This window comes from Nostoc sp. C057 (assembly GCF_013393925.1).
Lineage (GTDB): Bacteria > Cyanobacteriota > Cyanobacteriia > Cyanobacteriales > Nostocaceae > Nostoc > Nostoc muscorum_A.
The window spans coordinates 5,687,529-5,707,104 of sequence record NZ_CP040281.1 but is presented as its reverse complement, the minus strand read 5'-3'; the positions used below and the strand labels follow the sequence as shown (position 1 = coordinate 5,707,104).

At 43.0% G+C, this 19,576-nt stretch carries 32 protein-coding genes; 2 read left to right on the top strand and 30 right to left on the bottom strand.

Annotated elements, in window-relative coordinates:
* Positions 1-39: 39 nt before the first annotated feature.
* The 3 genes from FD724_RS24490 to FD724_RS24480 are packed head-to-tail and all read right to left on the bottom strand — an operon-like array spanning position 40 to position 1,756.
* Positions 40-351 (bottom strand): hypothetical protein, encoded by a 312-nt coding sequence (locus tag FD724_RS24490; protein WP_179074391.1) that lies wholly within the window; start codon positions 349-351, stop codon positions 40-42.
* Between the two features lie 51 nt (positions 352-402).
* Positions 403-1,224, bottom strand: a complete 822-nt coding sequence (locus tag FD724_RS24485) for an Rpn family recombination-promoting nuclease/putative transposase (protein ID WP_179074390.1) — start codon at positions 1,222-1,224, stop codon at positions 403-405.
* 34 nt (positions 1,225-1,258) lie between these two features.
* Positions 1,259-1,756, bottom strand: coding sequence for a hypothetical protein (locus tag FD724_RS24480; protein ID WP_179074389.1), 498 nt, complete (start codon positions 1,754-1,756; stop codon positions 1,259-1,261).
* Between the two features lie 834 nt (positions 1,757-2,590).
* Between FD724_RS24480 and FD724_RS24475 the strand changes: the two genes are divergently transcribed.
* Positions 2,591-3,679, top strand: coding sequence for an acyltransferase (locus FD724_RS24475; RefSeq protein WP_179074388.1), 1,089 nt, complete (start codon positions 2,591-2,593; stop codon positions 3,677-3,679).
* A 69-nt stretch (positions 3,680-3,748) separates the two neighbouring features.
* On the opposite strand, the gene FD724_RS24470 is transcribed toward FD724_RS24475, so the two are convergent.
* Together FD724_RS24470 and FD724_RS24465 are read right to left on the bottom strand one after the other, a co-directional pair.
* Positions 3,749-3,913 carry a DUF29 domain-containing protein gene (locus tag FD724_RS24470; RefSeq protein ID WP_256874347.1) on the bottom strand — a complete coding sequence of 55 codons (165 nt, stop codon included), beginning with the start codon at positions 3,911-3,913 and terminating at the stop codon, positions 3,749-3,751.
* Positions 3,910-4,272, bottom strand: a complete 363-nt coding sequence (locus FD724_RS24465; protein ID WP_012410694.1) for a helix-turn-helix domain-containing protein — start codon at positions 4,270-4,272, stop codon at positions 3,910-3,912. The genes FD724_RS24470 and FD724_RS24465 overlap by 4 nt, the downstream gene beginning before the upstream one ends.
* 240 nt (positions 4,273-4,512) lie before the next feature.
* Between FD724_RS24465 and FD724_RS24460 the strand changes: the two genes are divergently transcribed.
* The gene (locus FD724_RS24460) at positions 4,513-4,959 is read left to right on the top strand and encodes a hypothetical protein (RefSeq protein WP_114081994.1); all 447 of its coding nucleotides are present in this window, start codon (positions 4,513-4,515) and stop codon (positions 4,957-4,959) included.
* Between the two features lie 9 nt (positions 4,960-4,968).
* On the opposite strand, the gene prfA is transcribed toward FD724_RS24460, so the two are convergent.
* The 25 genes from prfA to rpsC all read right to left on the bottom strand — a co-directional run bounded on the left by prfA (position 4,969) and on the right by rpsC (position 19,548).
* A complete protein-coding gene (gene prfA, locus FD724_RS24455) occupies positions 4,969-6,066 on the bottom strand; it encodes a peptide chain release factor 1 (RefSeq protein ID WP_114081993.1) in 1,098 nt (365 codons plus the stop codon).
* 103 nt (positions 6,067-6,169) lie between these two features.
* The gene (gene rpmE / locus FD724_RS24450; RefSeq protein WP_069070756.1) at positions 6,170-6,412 is read right to left on the bottom strand and encodes a 50S ribosomal protein L31; all 243 of its coding nucleotides are present in this window, start codon (positions 6,410-6,412) and stop codon (positions 6,170-6,172) included.
* A 147-nt stretch (positions 6,413-6,559) separates the two neighbouring features.
* Entirely contained in the window at positions 6,560-6,976 is a 417-nt protein-coding gene (gene rpsI / locus FD724_RS24445; protein WP_012410698.1) for a 30S ribosomal protein S9, read from the bottom strand.
* Positions 6,976-7,437, bottom strand: coding sequence for a 50S ribosomal protein L13 (gene rplM, locus FD724_RS24440; RefSeq protein ID WP_114081992.1), 462 nt, complete (start codon positions 7,435-7,437; stop codon positions 6,976-6,978). The genes rpsI and rplM overlap by 1 nt, the downstream gene beginning before the upstream one ends.
* Before the next feature lie 129 nt (positions 7,438-7,566).
* Positions 7,567-8,415, bottom strand: a complete 849-nt coding sequence (gene truA, locus FD724_RS24435) for a tRNA pseudouridine(38-40) synthase TruA (protein ID WP_179075612.1) — start codon at positions 8,413-8,415, stop codon at positions 7,567-7,569.
* A gap of 74 nt (positions 8,416-8,489) precedes the next feature.
* The gene (gene rplQ, locus FD724_RS24430; RefSeq protein WP_094349105.1) at positions 8,490-8,840 is read right to left on the bottom strand and encodes a 50S ribosomal protein L17; all 351 of its coding nucleotides are present in this window, start codon (positions 8,838-8,840) and stop codon (positions 8,490-8,492) included.
* Between the two features lie 31 nt (positions 8,841-8,871).
* Positions 8,872-9,819 (bottom strand): DNA-directed RNA polymerase subunit alpha, encoded by a 948-nt coding sequence (locus FD724_RS24425; protein ID WP_114081990.1) that lies wholly within the window; start codon positions 9,817-9,819, stop codon positions 8,872-8,874.
* Positions 9,820-10,145: 326 nt separating this feature from the next.
* Entirely contained in the window at positions 10,146-10,541 is a 396-nt protein-coding gene (rpsK, locus tag FD724_RS24420; protein ID WP_012410703.1) for a 30S ribosomal protein S11, read from the bottom strand.
* A 54-nt stretch (positions 10,542-10,595) separates the two neighbouring features.
* The gene (gene rpsM, locus FD724_RS24415; RefSeq protein ID WP_012410704.1) at positions 10,596-10,976 is read right to left on the bottom strand and encodes a 30S ribosomal protein S13; all 381 of its coding nucleotides are present in this window, start codon (positions 10,974-10,976) and stop codon (positions 10,596-10,598) included.
* A 116-nt stretch (positions 10,977-11,092) separates the two neighbouring features.
* A complete protein-coding gene (gene rpmJ / locus FD724_RS24410; RefSeq protein ID WP_012410705.1) occupies positions 11,093-11,206 on the bottom strand; it encodes a 50S ribosomal protein L36 in 114 nt (37 codons plus the stop codon).
* A gap of 123 nt (positions 11,207-11,329) precedes the next feature.
* A complete protein-coding gene (gene infA / locus FD724_RS24405) occupies positions 11,330-11,554 on the bottom strand; it encodes a translation initiation factor IF-1 (RefSeq protein WP_006276978.1) in 225 nt (74 codons plus the stop codon).
* A gap of 190 nt (positions 11,555-11,744) precedes the next feature.
* On the bottom strand, positions 11,745-12,296 hold the full coding sequence (locus FD724_RS24400; protein WP_179074387.1) for an adenylate kinase: 552 nt from the start codon (positions 12,294-12,296) through the stop codon (positions 11,745-11,747).
* Entirely contained in the window at positions 12,296-13,609 is a 1,314-nt protein-coding gene (gene secY / locus FD724_RS24395; RefSeq protein WP_114081988.1) for a preprotein translocase subunit SecY, read from the bottom strand. The genes FD724_RS24400 and secY overlap by 1 nt, the downstream gene beginning before the upstream one ends.
* A 74-nt stretch (positions 13,610-13,683) precedes the next feature.
* Entirely contained in the window at positions 13,684-14,127 is a 444-nt protein-coding gene (gene rplO, locus FD724_RS24390) for a 50S ribosomal protein L15 (RefSeq protein WP_012410708.1), read from the bottom strand.
* A 104-nt stretch (positions 14,128-14,231) separates the two neighbouring features.
* Positions 14,232-14,759: a 30S ribosomal protein S5 gene (rpsE, locus tag FD724_RS24385; RefSeq protein ID WP_012410709.1), complete on the bottom strand. Its 528-nt coding sequence runs from the start codon at positions 14,757-14,759 to the stop codon at positions 14,232-14,234.
* Positions 14,760-14,852: 93 nt separating this feature from the next.
* Complete coding sequence (rplR, locus tag FD724_RS24380) at positions 14,853-15,215, bottom strand: 50S ribosomal protein L18 (RefSeq protein ID WP_012410710.1); 363 nt, start codon at positions 15,213-15,215, stop codon at positions 14,853-14,855.
* A gap of 2 nt (positions 15,216-15,217) precedes the next feature.
* Complete coding sequence (rplF, locus tag FD724_RS24375) at positions 15,218-15,766, bottom strand: 50S ribosomal protein L6 (protein WP_114081987.1); 549 nt, start codon at positions 15,764-15,766, stop codon at positions 15,218-15,220.
* Between the two features lie 142 nt (positions 15,767-15,908).
* Positions 15,909-16,310, bottom strand: a complete 402-nt coding sequence (gene rpsH, locus FD724_RS24370) for a 30S ribosomal protein S8 (protein ID WP_012410712.1) — start codon at positions 16,308-16,310, stop codon at positions 15,909-15,911.
* Between the two features lie 20 nt (positions 16,311-16,330).
* Positions 16,331-16,879 carry a 50S ribosomal protein L5 gene (rplE, locus tag FD724_RS24365; protein WP_012410713.1) on the bottom strand — a complete coding sequence of 183 codons (549 nt, stop codon included), beginning with the start codon at positions 16,877-16,879 and terminating at the stop codon, positions 16,331-16,333.
* A 119-nt stretch (positions 16,880-16,998) separates the two neighbouring features.
* Positions 16,999-17,352, bottom strand: coding sequence for a 50S ribosomal protein L24 (gene rplX / locus FD724_RS24360; protein WP_114081986.1), 354 nt, complete (start codon positions 17,350-17,352; stop codon positions 16,999-17,001).
* Complete coding sequence (gene rplN / locus FD724_RS24355) at positions 17,352-17,720, bottom strand: 50S ribosomal protein L14 (RefSeq protein WP_012410715.1); 369 nt, start codon at positions 17,718-17,720, stop codon at positions 17,352-17,354. The genes rplX and rplN overlap by 1 nt, the downstream gene beginning before the upstream one ends.
* 46 nt (positions 17,721-17,766) lie before the next feature.
* On the bottom strand, positions 17,767-18,015 hold the full coding sequence (gene rpsQ / locus FD724_RS24350; protein ID WP_012410716.1) for a 30S ribosomal protein S17: 249 nt from the start codon (positions 18,013-18,015) through the stop codon (positions 17,767-17,769).
* A gap of 6 nt (positions 18,016-18,021) precedes the next feature.
* Positions 18,022-18,249 (bottom strand): 50S ribosomal protein L29, encoded by a 228-nt coding sequence (gene rpmC / locus FD724_RS24345; RefSeq protein ID WP_012410717.1) that lies wholly within the window; start codon positions 18,247-18,249, stop codon positions 18,022-18,024.
* A 3-nt stretch (positions 18,250-18,252) separates the two neighbouring features.
* The gene (rplP, locus tag FD724_RS24340) at positions 18,253-18,678 is read right to left on the bottom strand and encodes a 50S ribosomal protein L16 (RefSeq protein WP_114081985.1); all 426 of its coding nucleotides are present in this window, start codon (positions 18,676-18,678) and stop codon (positions 18,253-18,255) included.
* Between the two features lie 87 nt (positions 18,679-18,765).
* Complete coding sequence (rpsC, locus tag FD724_RS24335; RefSeq protein ID WP_012410719.1) at positions 18,766-19,548, bottom strand: 30S ribosomal protein S3; 783 nt, start codon at positions 19,546-19,548, stop codon at positions 18,766-18,768.
* Positions 19,549-19,576: the final 28 nt, after the last annotated feature.

The following is a 19,576-nucleotide window of genomic DNA, read 5'->3' as shown; positions in this document are numbered from 1 at the left end:
ATTTGGCTTGAGCTACGGATAAAATTTACCACATCTATCTCAAGGTTGACTTTGTGCTACTTGTCTGACTTCTTCGACACTGAAACTAAATGCCTCTGCCACTTGTTCCACAGTCAACCCCAATTTTAATAAGGTGGGTATTAATTGTAATTTGGCTATACGCTCCCCTATTTGGATGCCATCATGATAGAGTTTCGCGTTTTGAACTTGGTTTATAGTTAAACCTAATCCCTCCGCAACTTGCTCAATAGTTAACGCTAAATCTAATAGACGAGGTACTGATTGCCGTAAACCTTCCAAACGCCCTTCTTCAAATGCTTCTTGATAAACTTTTGTATCTTTGAAACTCATAGTTCCTATGTTGTAGTCCACCAATTCCTCTACTCCTTGATCAGAAGAATCCTACTGCGCGGCTTGTCTGACTTCTTCGACACTCAAATCTAGCGCCTGTGCTACTTGTTCTATAGTCAACCCGGCTGCCAACATTGCTGGTACTGCTTTGAGTTTACCTTGCTCAATGCCTTGAACCCTACCTTGTTCAATGCCTTGAACCTTACCTTGTTCAACACCTTCCTGAAAGGCTTCCTGATAAAATCTGGTTTGCTTTAACTCGCTTAAGCCAAACATTTCCTCCATCTCCTCCCTACTCATTGTGGGAAATTTGTAAGCCAAAATAGTTTCTATAAATTGTAATAATTGCTGCTGTTTTGGTGGTGAGTTTATCTCTGACTTGGTTCTGTCTATCAACTCCCTTGCTTGTGCGATCGCTATCTCGTCGGTTGCAATTACTAATTTAGCAGTTGCAATGCCAATTGGAAGCGATGCAGCCTCACCTAATTCATCCAAATAAATGCGTCTGACGCGCCCACTTGTGAAAAACTCACGGTAATGTTTGATATCGCCTGTATCTACATTCCTATTTGGGTATAAAACCACAGCATCCCAGTCATTTGATGGTTGATTTTGACGTAGGTATAAACATATTTCTGCAATTAGCCGTGAATAAATTTCCCCATCAGCTTGAAATTGCACTTCAACAAAGTAAATCGGGTTCTCGCTTCCTTGTGTCGGTAGAAACACACCATCGATTCTGAAGGCTGTTTGTTTAATTTCAACTGATGAAAATTGATAAAGATTAGCTTCTCCTGGAGGATTACCAATAAGTTCAAAAAAGATATCAGGGAATTCTTGAAACAGCCGATAAAAGATGATGTCTGTTTTCACAATTTTATATTATTTGAAAATTTTGATTCGCTGTTCATGTGTTACTTGATTCTTCAGAACCATCTCGCACTTCCAGCAACCGCTCTTTTGCCATCCCTAATATACGTGAAAGGGGCGCTAGTAAACTATCATCAAATGCTTCTCCAGCATAAATATTATTCAGTTCTGTAGGAGATAATTTAAAGGTATCGCAGAATTTTGCAAACTCCTGGTTACTCAAATCCAGCTCTTTTTGCCTATCACGAAGTAAAACTGCGATCGCTCTAGTTCCATGCTTTGGACGTTCACTAGTTTTTATATATTTTTCCATTAAATAATTGACTTTCCTGGTATCGCCGCCGATTTTTTTAATTAAATCAGTACAAGCCATTTTCAGCGCTTTCTTTAAAACTTCTTCTTCATTTAAAATTTTAATAATTTCACTGGCATATTCTGGTTTAAAAAATCCCACCAAATTACCTTGATGATAAACTGGTATATAAGGATTATTCGTTTCAAGTTGCCAATCTAAAGGCTCATTGCGTAGCGACATAGCTGCACCCCTAAATCATTTAAGATTGCACCATTTTAAAACCATTTATTCCTTAACTGCCAGTAAAATCCCCTAGCCCTGGTAATTAGAAATCGCAGCTATACAGACAAAACCCACGGAGGTGGGTTTCAACTTGCTGGAGTCCATGCAGACGGATTTAGTTTGTGCAGTCGTTATGTATTTCTACCAGAACCTCTAACTCAGCCAAAATTAGCGCCAAGTGCCTAAAGGCTTTCCATGCGAGTAGTGGGTGGTATTATGAGGCTTTTTTTAGATATTCAACCATAATCGGAATACTGTAAATATCAAGTAAGTAAGCATAGAAACAGGGTAAATAGTATGTTAACGATAACGTGGCAAGAAGAATTACATCGTAACCGTTAAGGGGGGTAGTAGAGTGCTCGTCAAAAAAGCTACCCCAATCTGATAAATTAAGTGATGTGGAACAGAAGCGCCTGAATCATTTAGAGCAGATATTCCCTGATGATTGAGGAAAACTCTAACCAGTGTCAAGAAACTGGGTGAAATGCAAGAAGTGTTTGGAATGTCAATATCATTGGGAACTGTAAAAAGACTGAGGCTTGAAGTGAGCAAGGCTCGCTTGTTGCTGTGTGTATTTAGTATAGGTAAATAGGGGGAATCCACTTTTGGAAGAAACATAATTATCTGGTGCCGAAAGACATACTACTATATGGTTGGTCTAAAAAGTCGATCTGCCAACAGTGTATACTCTCGGTAAATATAATACTATATTGCTTTTATACGTAATATTGAACAAGGAAAAACGACAGCTATTTGCAATATTTTTAAATTAACATTAAAAAATAACACCTGATGAAAAAGATATCAACGATCAATGGGCTTAGAGGAATATCATGTTTGTGGGTAATAATTTCCCATTGTGGCATTTGGGGTGGGTATAAAGGGTATAATCCCAATCCAAAAGTGGCAGTAGATATATTTATGATGATCTCTGGTTTTCTTATGATGTACACTACGGAAATTGTTCACAATAAACAATCTTTTGAAAACAAAAAAAATTGGATAAGTTTTTACATTAGAAGATTTTTCAGACTATCCCCTGCCTACTATGTTGAGCTGATTGTTGCATTACTTTTAGAAAATTATTTTGTACGATATTATCACGAACTTGGTAGTTTGAATCACAATATATGGTTGGCAAATATCCCAGCAAATTTTAGTATGCAAAATATTATATTACATATTACTTATGTTTTTGGATTACAGCCCAAGAATGCATTCTCAACGATGCTACCAGATTGGAGTCTGGGATTGGAAATGCAATTTTATTTAATTTTTCCACCAATCTTTTTGTTTTTCAAAAAAGCTAATTTGAATAAACTAGTAATCTTTTTGATTGCAACAATATTTATAAGTATTCTATCAAAAAAATATATTATTCCTTATTTTACAGAACCTTCATTAATTTTTTATCAATTACCCCTATTTTTAATTGGTATTTTTATTTATTGTGGCACATGTGATATGAGTAATAGAAAAAGAATTATTTCTCTTATATTAGCCTTATTGCTATGTTTATATAGCATTTTAATAAAAGATCATCGAGATGATTTTTATTTGTTAATTGCTGCAATATTATTGGCAATTTCATTCTCTAATAGTGTTTGTAGTCAAAAATTAAATAACTTTTTTGATAATAATTTTTTTACTATTTTATCAGACTTATCATATTCAGCATATTTATTTCATGGATTTTTCTTGTCAATTCTAGGCGCATATATAGAACGTAATTTATACCCATTAGGATACACATCAAACCAATGTGTAATGATGATAATAATTGCAGTTATCCCTTTAACATATGTAACTTCATATTTCTCATACAAGTATATAGAGTTACCTGGTATAGCTTTGGGAAAAGCTTTAATTAAAAAGTTTTAGTTAACATTAATTAGGGATAAATATTTGCGGTAGCAATGCGATTTTGTTACATAATAAAAATGGCAGGAACTATCCTTCCCAGTCTTGACGAGTATCGCACAGAAAATTGTCTGCAATCGCATCATCAGATAAATAGGGGCAATGCTCTGGAAAAGTTCGTAATGGTAAGTTGGTTTCTCTGAGGCAAAAATTAACACCTGCTTCAAAACCATCTAGCAAGACTTCTTCTATCAACTAGCTTTCGCTTCATCCCCGGATGCTTCAGCCACAGCAGCCAATCTATCTGCCGCAGCTTGGACGATTTGAGCCACTTGGGCCAAAGGCATGTGCTGGATTTGTCTAAGAATCAGGCTCAAATCTGAGGTTTCTGGAATTGGCTTGCCATCTATGCAGCTGATTAACTCTTCCATTGTGTAGCCTGCTTTCGATGCGATTCGAGCCAAATTTTCTGTATCTGGAACCTTCACACCTTTTTCCCACATCTGAACAGCAGTAGCAGATACTCCCAAAAGCTTACCAAATGCTCGCTGACTCATTGAACCGCGAGCTAGTTTAATGATTTCAATCAGTTTTTGTTTGCTTTCGATCTTCACTACTTATATAGCTAGCCAACTTTATTTACAAGTTTACTTTCAATAATACAAGTTTACTTTTATATTGACAGCCTTGTGTTTTAGTACTAAACTATATCTCTGGTTTTAAATTGGCAACTACAGGCATCAAGCTAGTAGAATAACCCATCTATCTTTAACCAACCCAAAAAACTTAGTTTGCTACGGCGCTTCAGCTAGTAGTTCAACTTTGCTGCGAAGAAATAATATCGAAGGTGCATCATGTTTCGCAAGCCACGCAAAATTAACCAATATCGCCGCAAAGGTAAAAACCTTATAGCCACTAATAAAATTAAACCAGAACAGTGGAACATTTCTGACACAGAAACCAAAGAAGCTTTAAAAGTTAAAGGCTATGATGTTAAGCAAATCAAAAAAATCCACCTTCTGAAGCATCAAGTGTGTATTTCCTACTGGGATGCAAAAGGCAATATATGCAGCAGCTTTTTTAGCTACCGGATTTTTGCACGTTGGCAAGAAGAAGTGGAAAAGCTAATTTATACTTGTGAAACCCTAAAGGAATGGGCGAAGTTAAATTACGTTATGAAGTACGAATTTGCCTATTATCATTATCCCAGTGAAATAGAAGATATACTCCACGCGATATTAGAAAACCACCTGTCTGTGTTAAAAGCAACAGTACAACAAGTGGTTTTACAGGATATTTAACAGCAGAAATTAGTTAGCGGCAGAAGTCGCTAACTCCGCCAGCCGTTCTTGCTGGTCTAGAGATATACAAGATTGGATAAGCGTCTCTAAATCACCATCCAAAACAGGGGTAAGAGAATAATTCTGACCTAACCGATGATCGGTAGCGCGGTTATCTTTATAATTATAGGTGCGAATTTTTTCCGATCGCGATCCAGTACCAACCTGCGATCGCCGCATGGAAGTAACAGCTGCTTGTTGTTCGCCTAACTTAATGTCATACAACTTCGCCCGCAGAATTTGCATCGCCCGTTCTTTGTTTTGCAACTGGCTGCGTTCTTCTGTACAGAAAATGCGTATTCCCGTTGGTTTGTGCATCAAGTCAACGGCTGTTTCCACCTTGTTGACGTTTTGTCCACCAGCACCACCAGAACGGGCTGTAGTCATTTCAATATCTTTCGGATCAATGTGAATTTCCACATCATCCACCTCTGGCATAATCGCCACGGTAGCTGTGGAAGTATGAACCCGTCCCCCAGATTCAGTTGCCGGCACGCGCTGCACACGATGCACCCCAGCTTCAAACTTTAGCTGGCTGTAAACATCATTACCTTTAATTTCGAGAATGACCTCTTTCCAGCCACCCATTTCTCCACGAGATTCGCTCACTAGAGAAACTTTCCAACCTTGAGTCTGGGCATAGCGGGTGTACATCTGCATCAAATCACCAGCCCAAATGCTTGCTTCATCGCCACCAGTACCAGCGCGAATTTCCAACATGATATTCTTTTCATCATTGGGGTCGCGTGGTAGCAGTAAGACTTTCAAGCGAGACTCTAAATGTTCTATTTTTTCTTCAAGTTCTTTTACTTCCAGTGATGCCATTTCTTGCAACTCTGGGTCACTTGCAGATTCTTTGTAAACCTGACGCGCTCCGGTCAAGTCTTCTTGGGCTGTTTTCCAAATTTCATAAGTATCAACAACCTCTTCCAAAGAAGAACGAGACTTAGCAATTTCTTGATATTCATCAGGATTGCTAGCGGTATCGGGGTCGCCAAGACGACGTGTTAATTCATTAAAAGTTTGTTCAACGGATTTTAGTTTGTCCAGTAAGTATGATTCAGCCATGACGAGTGCGATCGCTCCTTAAAAAATAACAAATTGGCTCGAGCATATAAATGAAAATCGACCCAGCTGATGCAGGGCCGTCGTTAACAGCAGAGCCAACTCGCTACTTTTTGTCTTGTTCGTCGCCAGATGTTTGAGTGCTGCTCATACCGTACTTGCGGAGGAAGCGCTCTACTCGACCTTCAGTGTCAATAATCTTCTGAGTGCCGGTGTAAAATGGGTGATTTCCAGACCAAACATCTACATGCAATTCTGGCTTGGTGGAGCCAATGGTCATAACAACTTGACCGTTGCAGTAAACTTTAGCGTCTGGATACCACTTGGGGTGAATATCAGCTTTAGCCATTGTTCTTTTTGTGATGAATCTATATAAATTATAACTTTCAGCGTTCAATTGCAGCTAGAAGAAGGGAGAAGGGAACAGGTTAGAGGTAACAGAAAACTATCACCTGTCCCCTGTAACCTATCACCTTCTTCATCAATACCCAATTCCCTAACGCTTAGAGTACTGAGGTGCTTTCCGGGCTTTATGTAAACCATATTTCTTCCGCTCTTTTGCTCTCGGATCGCGAGTCAAATAACCTTCGGTTTTCAAAGGTGGGCGGTTGTCTGGGTCTAGTTGGCATAAAGCACGAGCAACTCCCAAACGAACAGAATCAGCCTGTCCGGTCAAGCCGCCGCCTTCTGCTTTCACCAAAATGTCATATTCGTTTTCTAGTCCCAGAGTTTCCAGGGGTGCTTTGATCACTCCCAGGTAGTTGGGGTTAAATTGGAAATACAAGTTTCCATCTTTACCATTCACAGTCAATTGACCAGTGCCTGGAACCAAGCGTACCCGTGCTACTGCGTTCTTACGACGGCCAGTACCCCAGTATACGGCGCGACCGCTATTGGCATCTGCTACTACCATTAATTTTCTTCTCCAGGAATTGTATTAACTTTTAGTTCTTTAGGTTTTTGAGCATCATGGGGATGCGTAGGACCAGCGTAAACTTTCAGCTTGGTGAACAACTGCTTACCCAGGCTATTTTTAGGTAGCATACCTTTAACAGCTTGTTCTAAAATCCGCTCTGGTATGCGGTCTTGCAGTTTAGCAAAAGTTTCGGTTTTCATCCCACCGGGACGACCAGAATGGCGGCGGTAAAGCTTTTGAGTGCGCTTTTTGCCTGTAACTGCTACTTTCTCGGCATTAATGACGATTACGAAGTCACCTGTATCTAGATGAGGTGTATATTCGGGTTTCTTTTTGCCTCTCAATACCTGGGCGATTTCGCTGGCGAGGCGACCGAGGCGTTTATCAGTGGCATCTACTATGTACCACTCACGCTCAAGGGTTGCTTGAGAAGGAAGGTATGTTTTAACTGTTGTCATTTGTCATTTGTCCTTTGTCATTTTTAATTTGTCATTAGTCATTTGTCTTTTGTCATTTGTTATTTGTCCTTTGTCCTTTGTCAGTTGTCCTTAGTTATTCACTAATGACCAATGACTATTGACCAATGACTATTGACCAATGACTAATGACTCTTGACTAGTGACGAACTTTGGCAAGGTGTCGTACCAAATCTCTTTTGGAAAGGGAAAATCGGGATAGCCGACTCGCAACAAGCACAAGCCTTGAGGCGGTGCGGCATATTTCACTTCTTCCCGGCGTTCTTCTTTCCAGAGTTCGGTGAAGCTAGAAAGTGTTCGTTGTCCAGAACCTACTTCTACCAGCATCCCTACCAACAGCCGTACCATGCCATACAAAAATCCATCTGCCTGTATTTCAATATGGATAAATGGCCCACTGCGACGACACTCTGCTGCTTGCACCTCTACCCAGGAATGCGATCGCTTTGAGCCTGCACGGTGAAAAGCAGCTAAGTGATGCTTTCCCAAGAGAGGTTTCAAGGCAGCTTGGATTAAAGATTCATCCAGGGGTGCATAATAATAATGCCAACTGAAGGGTCTTACAAACAAGTTAAGCCGATCTTCAGTATATATTGTGTAGCGATACCGTCGATAGGCTGCACTAAAGCGAGCGTGCCAACGGTTATCTACACCAGCTGAAGCCCTGATTAATATATCTGGCGGCAGGTAGCTGTTGAGGATTGTTGCCCACTTGTGAGGCGGAATAAAACCTGTTGCTTCAAAATGGGCTACTTGAGCAGCAGCGTGAACTCCAGAATCGGTTCGCCCAGCACCGTGTAATGTTACATGATGCCCAAGAATAGTAGCGATCGCAATTTCGATCTCTTCTTGGACTGTCCGGTGTTGTTTTTGCCGTTGCCAGCCATGAAAATGAGTGCCCAGGTATTGGATTACCAAGGCTACTCGATGAGTTTGTGTAGGCTGGTGGCTTTCTAACATACAGATTTTGTCCTTTGTCATTTGTCCTTTGTCATTTGTGAATAACCAATGACTAATGACCAATGACCAATGACTTAAACCAATTCAATTATTGCCATTTTTGCATTATCACCCCGACGCGGTACGGTACGCAGGATGCGGGTATAACCGCCCTGGCGATCGCCGTATCGAGTTGGAGCTTGCTCAAATAGAGCGTGAACCAGTTGTTTGTCGAAGATATAGCCAAGGGCTTCCCGACGTGCTGACAAGGAGCCATTTTTGGCTAGGGTAATCATTTTTTCCACTTCACTTCTTAGAACTTTCGCTCTAATTAAAGTGGTGGTGATCTTACCATGACGGATCAGCTCGGTGGCGAGCGATCGCAGTAAAGCACGGCGTTGATCGGCTGGTTTACTGAGTTTTTTGACGCGACAACGGTGACGCATAATTATGCACTATGAATTATGAAGGTTTTTCTTAAGGGTGTTTAGAGCCTCTTTCCATTGGCAGGGTGATGCCCAAGCGTCGCTGCAAAGCTTCCACGACTTCTTCTGCTGATTTCTGCCCAAAGTTCTTAATTTCTAAGAGGTCTTCTTGGGTATAATCCAACAAATCTGCCACAGAGTTAACTTGTGCCCGTTTGAGACAGTTATATGCCCGCACGGAAAGTTGTAACTCTTCGATGGGTATCTGGGCAGTTGGATCGTCTGGAATATCCGAACCTGTGTCTGTTGGTTCTAGGGAGATGTCTTTCAACGGGTTGAATAAATCTACCAAGATCGCAGCAGCAGAAGATAGTGCTTCTTGAGGAGAAATACTGCCATTTGTCCAAACTTCCAACAGTAGTCGGTCTTTTGGAATCAAGCCTTCCCCACGAGATTCTTCAACACTATAGTTGACTTTTCGCACCGGCATAAATATTGAGTCGATTTGGAGAAAATCCAACGATGTGGCTTCCTCACGTCCTCGCTCTACAGTGCGATAGCCTTTGCCTTTCTCGATCCGAAATTCCATTTCCAGCTTTCCACCTTCAGCGATGGTGGCTACATACTGGGTCTGATCGATGACTTCTACTTCACTAGGTAAATCAAAATGTGCCGCAGTAATTGTTGCTGGGCCGCTAACGAGTAATCTACCAATCTGAGGCTGTGAGGAATAGTTTTTGAGGATAACTTCCTTCATTTTCATGAGGATTTCCAGTACATCTTCCCGCACGCCCGGAACTGTGGCAAACTCGTGTGAAACGCCTGCAATACGCACTGCTGTAACTGCTGTACCTTCTAGGTTAGACAGTAAAACCCGCCGCAGTGCGTTGCCAACCGTTGTTCCTTGACCGCGTTCTAGAGGTTCCAGAACAAATTTACTGTAATGGTTCCGACTTTCTTCAGTATTCGACTCTACACATTCAATCTGAAACTGCGCCACGGATGAGCCTCCCTTTTTCTAAGGTGCTGCTAGCAGACAAATCAATTGCCTCCCGAATTGACTTTATGTCCTGTAGGTTATAGGTCTATCAAACTACTAGTATGAAATTACGGTATAGTTTGACGCTCCTATTGAGCTTTCAGGCGCTAATAATATTTTGGGTTCCCGAAGTTTAACAGCTTTCCCTACAGGAAAATCTGATTCGCTTTTGGTGGCCCAAGTTTTCACCCAATGACAGTTTGCACGTTATCCGCCCAAGCGGTCATTGTGAGTAACTTTACTTTCTTGGTTGTAGCTTCTCGTCCTCAATGCCCAAGTCTTGGTATTTAAACTCGACGGCGCTTGGGTGGACGGCAGCCATTGTGAGGAATAGGGGTAATATCCCGAATGAGTGTAATTTCCAGTCCTGCTCCTTGAAGTGCGCGGATAGCGGTTTCTCTACCTGCTCCTGGCCCACTTACCATTACCTCAATTTGGCGCATTCCTTGATCTATAGCTCTACGGGCTGCACTTTCAGCAGCAGTTTGCGCTGCAAAGGGAGTTCCCTTTTTTGCTCCCTTAAAACCGCTAGAACCAGCACTAGCCCAGGAGATGACATCTCCATTTTGATCGGTAATGGTGACAATGCTATTGTTGAAAGTAGACTGGATATAGGCCATCCCACTTGGTACGTTCCGTTTCTGCTTCTTGCTCCCGGATTTTTTAGTTGGTTGTCTCGCCATACTTGTTTAGTTGATTTAAGGTAAAACTTGCTCTGATTAGCAAGCGTTGCAAATTTATTTCCCTGGAGCCTTCTTCTTACCAGCCACTGTCTGCCTTCTGCCTCGACGGGTTCTGGCATTGGTGCGAGTTCTTTGTCCTCTGACTGGTAAGCCCATGCGATGACGACGACCTCTGTAAGTACCAATGTCAACTAAGCGCTTGATGTTCAAAGACTCCAAACGCCGCAAGTCGCCTTCAACTTGATAGTTGCTTTCTATTTCGCCTCGCAGGGCTGTCACATCGGCATCACTTAAGTCCTTAACGCGGGTGTCTGGATTCACACCAGTAGCCGCTATAATTTCTTGAGCGCGTGATAAACCAATTCCGTAGATATAAGTTAGACCGATTTCAACGCGCTTATCGCGTGGAAGGTCTACTCCGGCAATCCGTGCCACAATGAACTCTCCCTATTGTTTTCGCAATTACTGTTGGTTGGAAAAACGTGATTAATCGCGTTTTTTCGTTGTTAATGATGATACGCGTGTTACAACTGACTCTCTTTGTAAGAGCGTTATCCTTGACGTTGCTTGTGCTTGGGGTTCACGCAAATCACCATGACGCGACCACGACGCTTGATCACGCTACACTTCTCACAGATTTTCTTGACTGAGGCTCTAACTTTCATGCCTTTTATTTTTTGACTCCAAATATTAAATTATAGCATTTTTAGAGAAAACAATCCATTAATTTGACTAGCAAACAGTCAAAAGGATGATTTTATGGTAAAATTCTCTACATCTACATATAGTTACTTCTTACGCAAGCGATAGGTAATTCTGCCTTTGGTCAAGTCGTAAGGAGTTAACTCTACCTTGACGCGATCGCCGGGCAAAATCTTGATATAGTTGCGGCGAATCTTGCCGGAAATGTGAGCTAGCACGTTAAATCCATTGTCCAAGTCAACGCGAAACATCGCATTGGGCAAGGACTCTGTAACCGTGCCTTCCATTTCAATCAAATCTTGCTTAGACAATTTGTTTTTTCCTCAACTCAACAATTTTGTGTTCAGTTGCAGCACTTCATCTGCAAGAGAACACATTTCAAGAAATATATCAACAGTTTATTAATATATCTTAGCTAAAATTGATCTGTTTCTTGGGAGGGCATGGGACATTGGGAATTGGGGGAAGAATTACTTTAGCTCCTCCCCTACTCCCTGATCCTCAAGCGATTACCTTTTGCAGTTCACCAGTGACTTCTTCTTGGGACTGATTGCCATTGACTGTTAAAAGTTTTTGGCGATCGCGATAATAATCAATTAAAGGTGCAGTTTCAGCGCGGTACACTTCTAACCGACGACGAATTACCTCTTCGGTATCATCTTTTCGCCCTCTAGCTAGCAAGCGTTCTACCACAACATCATCTGGTGCATCTAGATTAATTACCCTTTCGCCACTCTGATGTATTGTTACCAGCAATTCTTCTAGAAAAGCTGCTTGCGTCACTTTACGGGGAAAACCATCAAGAATCCAACCATTTTCTGCATCTGGTTGGTTGAGGCGCTCCTGTACCAAGTCCTGCACTAGCTGGTCGGGGACTAACTCGCCGCTATTTACATAGTTTTGAGCTTTGATTCCCAAATGAGTTTGCTCTTTCATAGCTTGTCTTAATATTTCCCCAGTAGAAATATGGGGAATATTCAAGTGTTCCGCCAATAATTGAGCTTGTGTTCCCTTACCAGCTCCAGGTGGCCCCAAGAAGATTAGTCGCGTCACTATTGTTTCACCATTCCTTCATAGCGCTGAGAGATTACGTATGTTTGGATTTGTCTTGCCGTATCAATCGCTACGCCCACTAGAATTAACAGAGAGGTAGCACCTAGCCCCTTAAATGTGGGTACTCCTAAAGCACTTTCGACACCGGTTGGGATAATAGCAACCAAGCCCAAAAAGATAGCACCCAAAAAGGTGAGTCGGTTTGACACGCGCTCGATATACTCACTAGTCGCTTTACCGGGACGAATACCGGGAATACTAGAACCCATTTTCTTCAAATTCTGCGCTACATCTACCGGGTTGAGAATCAACGAAGAATAGAAGTAGCTGAAGAAAATAATGGAAATCATGTAAACCAAGGCATAGACCCAAGAGCCAGAACCGCTTGGACTCAAATAAGTGTTAATTATATTTGCCAACTCAGCATTCTTGGCGAAATTTGCAATTAGCAATGGCAAACTGAGGATAGCTGCGGCAAAGATAATTGGCATTACGCCACCTTGATTTAGCCGCAAGGGTAAAAAGCTGCGTTGCTCTGCCAAAACTCTACGACCTACTTGGCGACGAGCCGAAATAATCGGGATGCGGCGCATTCCTTCTTGGACAACCACAATACCAACAATGGTTGCTAAGAAAACTAAGATTAGTACGATGACGCGACCCACTGTTTCCCGACCGCCGACTTGCACCAAATCGATAGTATCGCCTAAAGCTTTTGGTAATGAGGCGACAATGTTGACAAAAATCAACAATGATGCTCCATTGCCAATTCCCCGCTCTGTAATGAGTTCTGATGCCCACATGACGAACATAGAACCAGCAGTCAGAGCGATCGCAGTTTCAGCTACAAAGATTGGCCCTGGATTTAAGGCAAATTGCTGGAGGAATAATGCTGAAAAAGCTGTGCTTTGAAGAATTGCCCAACATACAGTGACATAGCGGGTAATCTGCGATATTTTCCGCCGGCCCGCTTCGCCTTCATTTTTCTGTAAATTTTCTAAAGATGGAATCGCCGCGGTGAGCAATTGGATGATAATGGACGCATTAATAAAGGGTAAAATCCCTAGAGCAAAAACGCCCAAAGTCGAAAGTCCTCGCCCGGAGAATATATCCAATAAACCGAATATGGAATTATTGCCCGATATAGCTTCGGCAAATCTGGGTCTGTCAATCCCTGGTACGGGTAAGAAGATACCCAGGCGAACCAAAATTAAAACACCGACAGTTACAAGCAGCCTACCTCTAAGCCCGGCTGCTTGTGCCATCTGCATAAAAGTTTCTTGAGCCGTTGGGGCTTTATCTCGACTGATCATAGAGTGCTACCTTTATATTGAAACAGGCGCTGACAGCGAGTTGGCTTACATTTAAGTGCGCTGTTCCGGCTCACTCATAAGACTTCACAACTCCCACCAGCTGCCTCAATTTTGCTACGAGCTGTACCTGTGAAAGCTGCCGCTTGTACCTTGAGCGGAGTGCTCAATTCGCCGTTACCCAAAATTTTCAATGGCCCTTTGACAGCAGTCAGGATACCTGCTGCTTTCAAGGAGGCTAAAGTTACTTCCGTATTAGCGGGAAGGGAGGCTAGCTTCTCTACATTAATCGTAGTGTAAATCTTTTGATTAACAATCGGAAAGCCCTTCAGTTTCGGTAAGCGGCGGTACAATGGCTGTTGACCACCTTCAAAACCGGGTCGAGTACCGCTACCAGAACGAGACTTTTGACCCCGCATACCTAGACCAGCACTGGCACCTTGACCAGCAGAAATACCTCTGGCTACACGCTTTTTGCGTTTCTTTGAGCCTTTTTGCGGCTTAACATCATGGAGTCTCATAAGTTACCAAGTTGTCATTTTTCGTTTCTCATTTGTCATTTGCCATTATCTTAGGTTGTCATTTGTTCAGAACAAAGGACTACTGACTAAGGACAAATGACTAGTTAGATGTAGAGATTTTGAATAGGAATACCGCGATCTTCGGCGACTTCAGAAAGAGTCCGCAATGTAGATAAGGCATTGACTGCTGCTCTAGCATTATTGAGCGGATTGTTAGAACCAAGTTGCTTGGCTAAGACGTTACGAACTCCTGCCAATTCCAACACAGTCCGCACAGCACCACCAGCAATTACCCCAGTACCAGGTGCGGCTGGACGCATAATCACTTTTGCACCGCCACCTACACCATCAATGGGATGGGGAATAGAGTTAGATTTGGTGATGGGGATATCAATGAGATGTTTTTTGCCGTCGGCTACGCCTTTTTTGACTGCGCCGATTACATCTGAGGCTTTGCCTACTCCGACACCAACTTGACCGCGTTCGTTACCGACGACAACGATCGCTCGGAAACTGAGTTTTTTACCGCCTTTGACGACCTTGCTCACGCGGCGGATTTGGATAACCCGCTCTTGCCAAGTAGTTTCTTCTTTTTTGGCACGCTTTGTTCTACTTTTACGCTCTGTTGCCATAATTTATGCTCTGGTGAACGTCATTTGTCTTTTGTCATTTGTCATTTGTCCTTTGTCATTTGTCCAATGACTAATGACTAATGACCAATGACTTTAGAAATCTAAACCAGCTTCGCGTGCTGCATCAGCTAGGGCTTTGACACGACCATGATATAAGTTACCACCGCGATCGAAGACTACTTTGGTGATGCCTTTTTCTAGCGATCGCACTGCGATCAACTTACCAACTTGCACCGATGCGTCGCGGTTTGCACCTGACGCTAAACTAGATTTCAACTCTGGTTCTAAAGTCGATGCTGCCACTATGGTTTGATGCTGACTATCATCAATAACCTGGGCATAAATATGCTCATTAGAACGGAATACCGCTAAACGCGGACGTTCTGGGGAGCCAACAACTTTGCCACGAACGCGTCGATGACGACGGTTTTTTGATTCTCTACGAGTAAGTTTCATTTCTACTTCTTACCACCCTTACCAGTCTTACCAGCCTTACGTCTTACCACTTCACCGGCATAGCGAATGCCTTTACCTTTGTAAGGTTCTGGTGGACGAACGGCGCGAATTTTTGCGGCTGTGTTGCCTACGATTTCTTTGTCGTAGCCGCTGACAATCACGTTAGTGGTACCTTCGACTGCAAACTGAATCCCATCTGGTGGTTCAATTTGCACTTGATGGCTGTAACCCATGTTTAAAACTAGGTTACGCCCTTGAAGTTGTGCCCTGTAACCAACACCTTGGATTTCCAAACGGCGTTGAAAACCTTGGGAAACTCCCTCAACCATGTTGGCAACTAAAGTGCGGCTCAAGCCGTGTAGTTGCTTCGATGTCCGAGTTTCATCCCGACGATTTACGTGTAATATTTCTCCCTCTTGAGAGAGTGAGACATTATCTCTGAGAGTGCGAGAAAGTTCTCCTTTCGGGCCTTTCACCACAATATTCGTACCATCGATCGCCACTTCAACTTTGGCGGGAATAGTAATTGGACGTTTACCAATACGAGACATTACTTTTTGTCCTTTGTTATTTGCCCTTTGCCTTTTGTTATTTGTCCTTTGTCCTTTGTCTTTTGTCCTTTGTCTTTCACTAATAACAAATGACTAATGACCAATGACCAATGACTAATGACAAATGACTAATGACCAATGACTACCAAACGTAACAAAGCACTTCGCCACCCAAGTTCTGACGACGCGCTTCGCGGTCAGTCATAATTCCACTGGATGTAGAAATAATGGCAATGCCAATGCCGCCTAGTACTCTTGGTAATTCTTTTCTATTGGAGTAAACACGCAAGCCTGGCTTACTCACTCGCTTTAAGGCGGTGATTAGAGGCTGACGATTTTTACCCTTATATTTCAGGGAAATCACTAGGTTGTGTTTTACCCCTTCTTCTGCTTCTTCGATTTCAGCAATAAAGCCTTCCTCCCGTAGCACTTTGGCAATGCTGCGGGTCATTTTTGTAGCTGGCACTTGTGTAGTCTGATGCCGCGCCAGGTTGGCATTGCGGATGCGCGTCAGCATATCTGCAATTGTGTCGTTAGCCGCCATCGTTCCCTCTATAGATGAACTTACTGATCGCGAAAGGGCATTCCTAATTCTTTAAGTAAGGCGCGGCCCTCTTCGTCGTTTTTTGCTGTGGTGATGATGGAAATATCCATCCCACGCACTTGATCAACGCTGTCGTATTCGACTTCTGGAAAAATTAGCTGTTCTCTTACACCCAGAGTATAGTTACCCCGTCCGTCAAAGCTTTTAGGGCTAACGCCACGAAAATCTCGAATTCTGGGCAGTGATAGGCTAACCAGCCGGTCGAAAAAGGCATACATCCGTTCGGCTCTGAGTGTCACCATGATCCCCACAGGCATCCCTTGACGAATCTTAAAGCCAGCGATCGCCTTTTTCGCCCGCGTCACTACTGGTTTTTGACCTGTAACAAGCGCAATTTCGTTGATGGATGCTTCCAGCGACTTCGCATTTTGAGCTGCTTCACCCAAACCTCGGTTAATAGTAACTTTTACCAACTTCGGTACTTGATGAACGTTGGTATATTGAAACTGATTAATCAGTTTGGGGACGATTGTCTCTTGATATAAGCTTTTGAGTCTTGTTGTCGCCATAGTTTTTTGTCCTGATATCCCTGGGCTTGGTCAGGGAACTTTTATTGTCCTTTGTTATTTGTCCTTTGTCTTTTGTTATTTGTCTTTATAACTAATGACTAATGACCAATGACTAATGACTATTTATCCAGAATCTCGCCAGTTTTTTTAAGTTTTCTGACTTTCTTGCCTTCTGAGGTAAAGGTATAACAAACACGACTAGCAACGTTCTGCTTAGTGGAATAAAGCATCACGTTGGAGCTATGAATTGGGAATTCTTGGGTGACAATCCGCCCTGATTCCCCTTCTTGCTGGGGTTTGACGTGCTTGGTTTTAATGTTGACACCTTTGACGATGACTTTACTCAGTTGGGGAAGTGCCTGGATAATTTCACCAATTTTTCCTTTGTCTTTACCAGCAATCACTTGTACGGTGTCGCCAGTTTTGACGTGCATTTTGTGGAATACTTTGGGCGTACCCTGTTTGGTTGCCATTAAAGCACCTCCGGAGCCAGAGAAACAATTTTGGTAAAGTTTTTATCGCGTAGTTCCCGTGCAACTGGGCCAAAAACCCGTGTGCCTCTAGGATTGCCGTCTTTGTTGATGATTACAGCAGCATTATCATCAAAGCGAATACTCATGCCACTGTCACGAGATACAGCTTTACGAGTGCGGACAATTACTGCTTCCACAACATCAGACTTTTTAACAGCCATGTTAGGTGTAGCATCTTTGACAACGGCGATAATTTTATCACCGATAAAACCATAACGACGGTTGCCTCCGCCTAAGACGCGGATGCACATTAGTTTTCGGGCACCGCTATTATCTGCGACATTCAGGTAAGTCTGGGGTTGAATCACAATTATTCTCCCTTGTGATGTTGTTAGTTTCTAACAACGATGAGGTTTAAGCAGGTTTGATGTTCAGGACTTCTGTGATTTTCCAGCGCTTGGTTTTGCTCAGGGGTCTAGTTTCCTGAATGCGAACGCGATCGCCTACTTTACACTTATTTTCTTCGTCGTGAACTTTATATCGTTGGGTGTTAACCACAATCTTGCCGTACTTGGGGTGAGGAGCGCGGTTTTCTATGGCAACTACCACAGTTTTTTGCATTTTATCGCTCACTACCAAGCCAACTCGTTCTTTAACTGCCATAATCTCCTACTTTTCTTCTTTAGCCGATTGACTTGCTGCCCGTTTGCGTTCTGTTTCTAATGTCAGCAATTGGGCTAGGCGATGTCGAGCCTGTCTGAATTGGTGGGGCTTTTCTAATTGTCTTGTCGCTTTTTGCAAGCGCAACTGAAATAGTTGTCTTTTGATCGCAACAATTTCATCAGAGAGCTTCTCGTCACTTAATTCTCTAGCTTCTGAAATCTTGGGAAGAGGCATAAGCTACTCCTGCTCCTGTGGTTGAAAGCGCACAATAAACTTGGTTTTTATAGGCAGTTTAAATGAAGCCAAACGCATAGCTTCACGGGCGATTTCTTCAGAAACCCCACCGATTTCAAACAAAATTCGTCCTGGCTTGACTACCGCTACCCAAAACTCTGGATTACCTTTACCGGAACCCATCCGGGTTTCAGCAGGACGCATGGTTACAGGTTTATCAGGGAAAATCCGAATCCAGATTTGTCCACCCCGACGAATATAACGAGTCATTGCCCGACGGGAAGCCTCGATTTGCCGGGAGGTGATCCAAGCAGGTTCTTGTGCTTGGAGTGCAAAATCACCGAAGTTGAGGGTGCTACCACGGGTGGCTAGTCCCTCCATCCGTCCGCGCTGTTGTTTGCGGAATTTAGTTCTTCTAGGGCTTAACATGGTTTGTTACTTGTCATTTGTCATTTGTCATCTGCCATTTGTCATCTGCCATTTACTAATGACTAATGACTAATGACTAATGACGATTTATCCTTCATTTGAGCGGTCTTCAAATTGCTGGCGACGACGTTGTTGTTGACGACGACGGGGCTCACGATCGCGATCACGGGGATCACGTTCGCGATCGCGGCTTGCTGGTGGTAGTGGATCTGGTTCCTGTCCAGGAATAATTTCTCCCTTAAACACCCAAACTTTGATGCCCAAAATGCCGTAAACAGTTTTTGCCGTGCAATAAGAGTAGTCAATATCAGCCCGTAAGGTATGTAAAGGTACTCTACCTTCACGAGTCCACTCTGTCCGGGCAATTTCTGCACCGTTGAGGCGGCCACTGACTTGGATTTTAATACCTTGAACACCAGCGCGTTGGGCGCGCTGAATTGATTGGCGCACTACCCGCCGAAAGGAAACCCGGCGTTCCAATTGTTGAGCAATGTATTCGGCAATTAGGTAGGCATCAGCATCAACTCGTTGAACTTCAACTACGTTAATGCGAATTTGGCGATTGCTACCCAATAGTCCTTGGAGTCCGGTACGCAAGGATTCTATGCCTTGCCCACCACGTCCTACTACTACACCGGGTCTAGCTGTGCGTACTTCTAAGTCGATTTGGTCGGCTTTGCGCTCAATCCGCACTTCGGAAATTCCGGCGTTGTTTTGAGCAAGTCTACCCAGCTTTTGTTCTATGTATTGACGGAGTTTGTAGTCTTCTTGTAAAAGTTCTGGATAGCGGTCAGGAACAGCAAACCAACGGGATTGATGTTCATGTGTAATACCCAGGCGAAAACCAACTGGATGAATTTTCTGTCCCACGAATGCTTCCTCTAAGATTTCTTACTTT

Excerpts from the sequence above, each read along its gene's own strand:
- FD724_RS24490 (WP_179074391.1), bottom strand. The coding sequence starts at position 351 with ATGAGTTTCAAAGATACAAAAGTTTATCAAGAAGCATTTGAAGAAGGG.
- FD724_RS24480 (WP_179074389.1), bottom strand. The coding sequence starts at position 1,756 with ATGTCGCTACGCAATGAGCCTTTAGATTGGCAACTTGAAACGAATAAT.
- FD724_RS24475 (WP_179074388.1), top strand. The coding sequence starts at position 2,591 with ATGAAAAAGATATCAACGATCAATGGGCTTAGAGGAATATCATGTTTG.
- FD724_RS24460 (WP_114081994.1), top strand. The coding sequence starts at position 4,513 with ATGTTTCGCAAGCCACGCAAAATTAACCAATATCGCCGCAAAGGTAAA.
- prfA (WP_114081993.1), bottom strand. The coding sequence starts at position 6,066 with ATGGCTGAATCATACTTACTGGACAAACTAAAATCCGTTGAACAAACT.
- rpmE (WP_069070756.1), bottom strand. The coding sequence starts at position 6,412 with ATGGCTAAAGCTGATATTCACCCCAAGTGGTATCCAGACGCTAAAGTT.
- rpsI (WP_012410698.1), bottom strand. The coding sequence starts at position 6,976 with ATGGTAGTAGCAGATGCCAATAGCGGTCGCGCCGTATACTGGGGTACT.
- rplM (WP_114081992.1), bottom strand. The coding sequence starts at position 7,437 with ATGACAACAGTTAAAACATACCTTCCTTCTCAAGCAACCCTTGAGCGT.
- truA (WP_179075612.1), bottom strand. The coding sequence starts at position 8,415 with ATGTTAGAAAGCCACCAGCCTACACAAACTCATCGAGTAGCCTTGGTA.
- rplQ (WP_094349105.1), bottom strand. The coding sequence starts at position 8,840 with ATGCGTCACCGTTGTCGCGTCAAAAAACTCAGTAAACCAGCCGATCAA.
- rpsK (WP_012410703.1), bottom strand. The coding sequence starts at position 10,541 with ATGGCGAGACAACCAACTAAAAAATCCGGGAGCAAGAAGCAGAAACGG.
- rpmJ (WP_012410705.1), bottom strand. The coding sequence starts at position 11,206 with ATGAAAGTTAGAGCCTCAGTCAAGAAAATCTGTGAGAAGTGTAGCGTG.
- secY (WP_114081988.1), bottom strand. The coding sequence starts at position 13,609 with ATGATCAGTCGAGATAAAGCCCCAACGGCTCAAGAAACTTTTATGCAG.
- rplO (WP_012410708.1), bottom strand. The coding sequence starts at position 14,127 with ATGAGACTCCATGATGTTAAGCCGCAAAAAGGCTCAAAGAAACGCAAA.
- rpsE (WP_012410709.1), bottom strand. The coding sequence starts at position 14,759 with ATGGCAACAGAGCGTAAAAGTAGAACAAAGCGTGCCAAAAAAGAAGAA.
- rplR (WP_012410710.1), bottom strand. The coding sequence starts at position 15,215 with ATGAAACTTACTCGTAGAGAATCAAAAAACCGTCGTCATCGACGCGTT.
- rplF (WP_114081987.1), bottom strand. The coding sequence starts at position 15,766 with ATGTCTCGTATTGGTAAACGTCCAATTACTATTCCCGCCAAAGTTGAA.
- rpsH (WP_012410712.1), bottom strand. The coding sequence starts at position 16,310 with ATGGCGGCTAACGACACAATTGCAGATATGCTGACGCGCATCCGCAAT.
- rplE (WP_012410713.1), bottom strand. The coding sequence starts at position 16,879 with ATGGCGACAACAAGACTCAAAAGCTTATATCAAGAGACAATCGTCCCC.
- rplX (WP_114081986.1), bottom strand. The coding sequence starts at position 17,352 with ATGGCAACCAAACAGGGTACGCCCAAAGTATTCCACAAAATGCACGTC.
- rpsQ (WP_012410716.1), bottom strand. The coding sequence starts at position 18,015 with ATGGCAGTTAAAGAACGAGTTGGCTTGGTAGTGAGCGATAAAATGCAA.
- rpmC (WP_012410717.1), bottom strand. The coding sequence starts at position 18,249 with ATGCCTCTTCCCAAGATTTCAGAAGCTAGAGAATTAAGTGACGAGAAG.
- rplP (WP_114081985.1), bottom strand. The coding sequence starts at position 18,678 with ATGTTAAGCCCTAGAAGAACTAAATTCCGCAAACAACAGCGCGGACGG.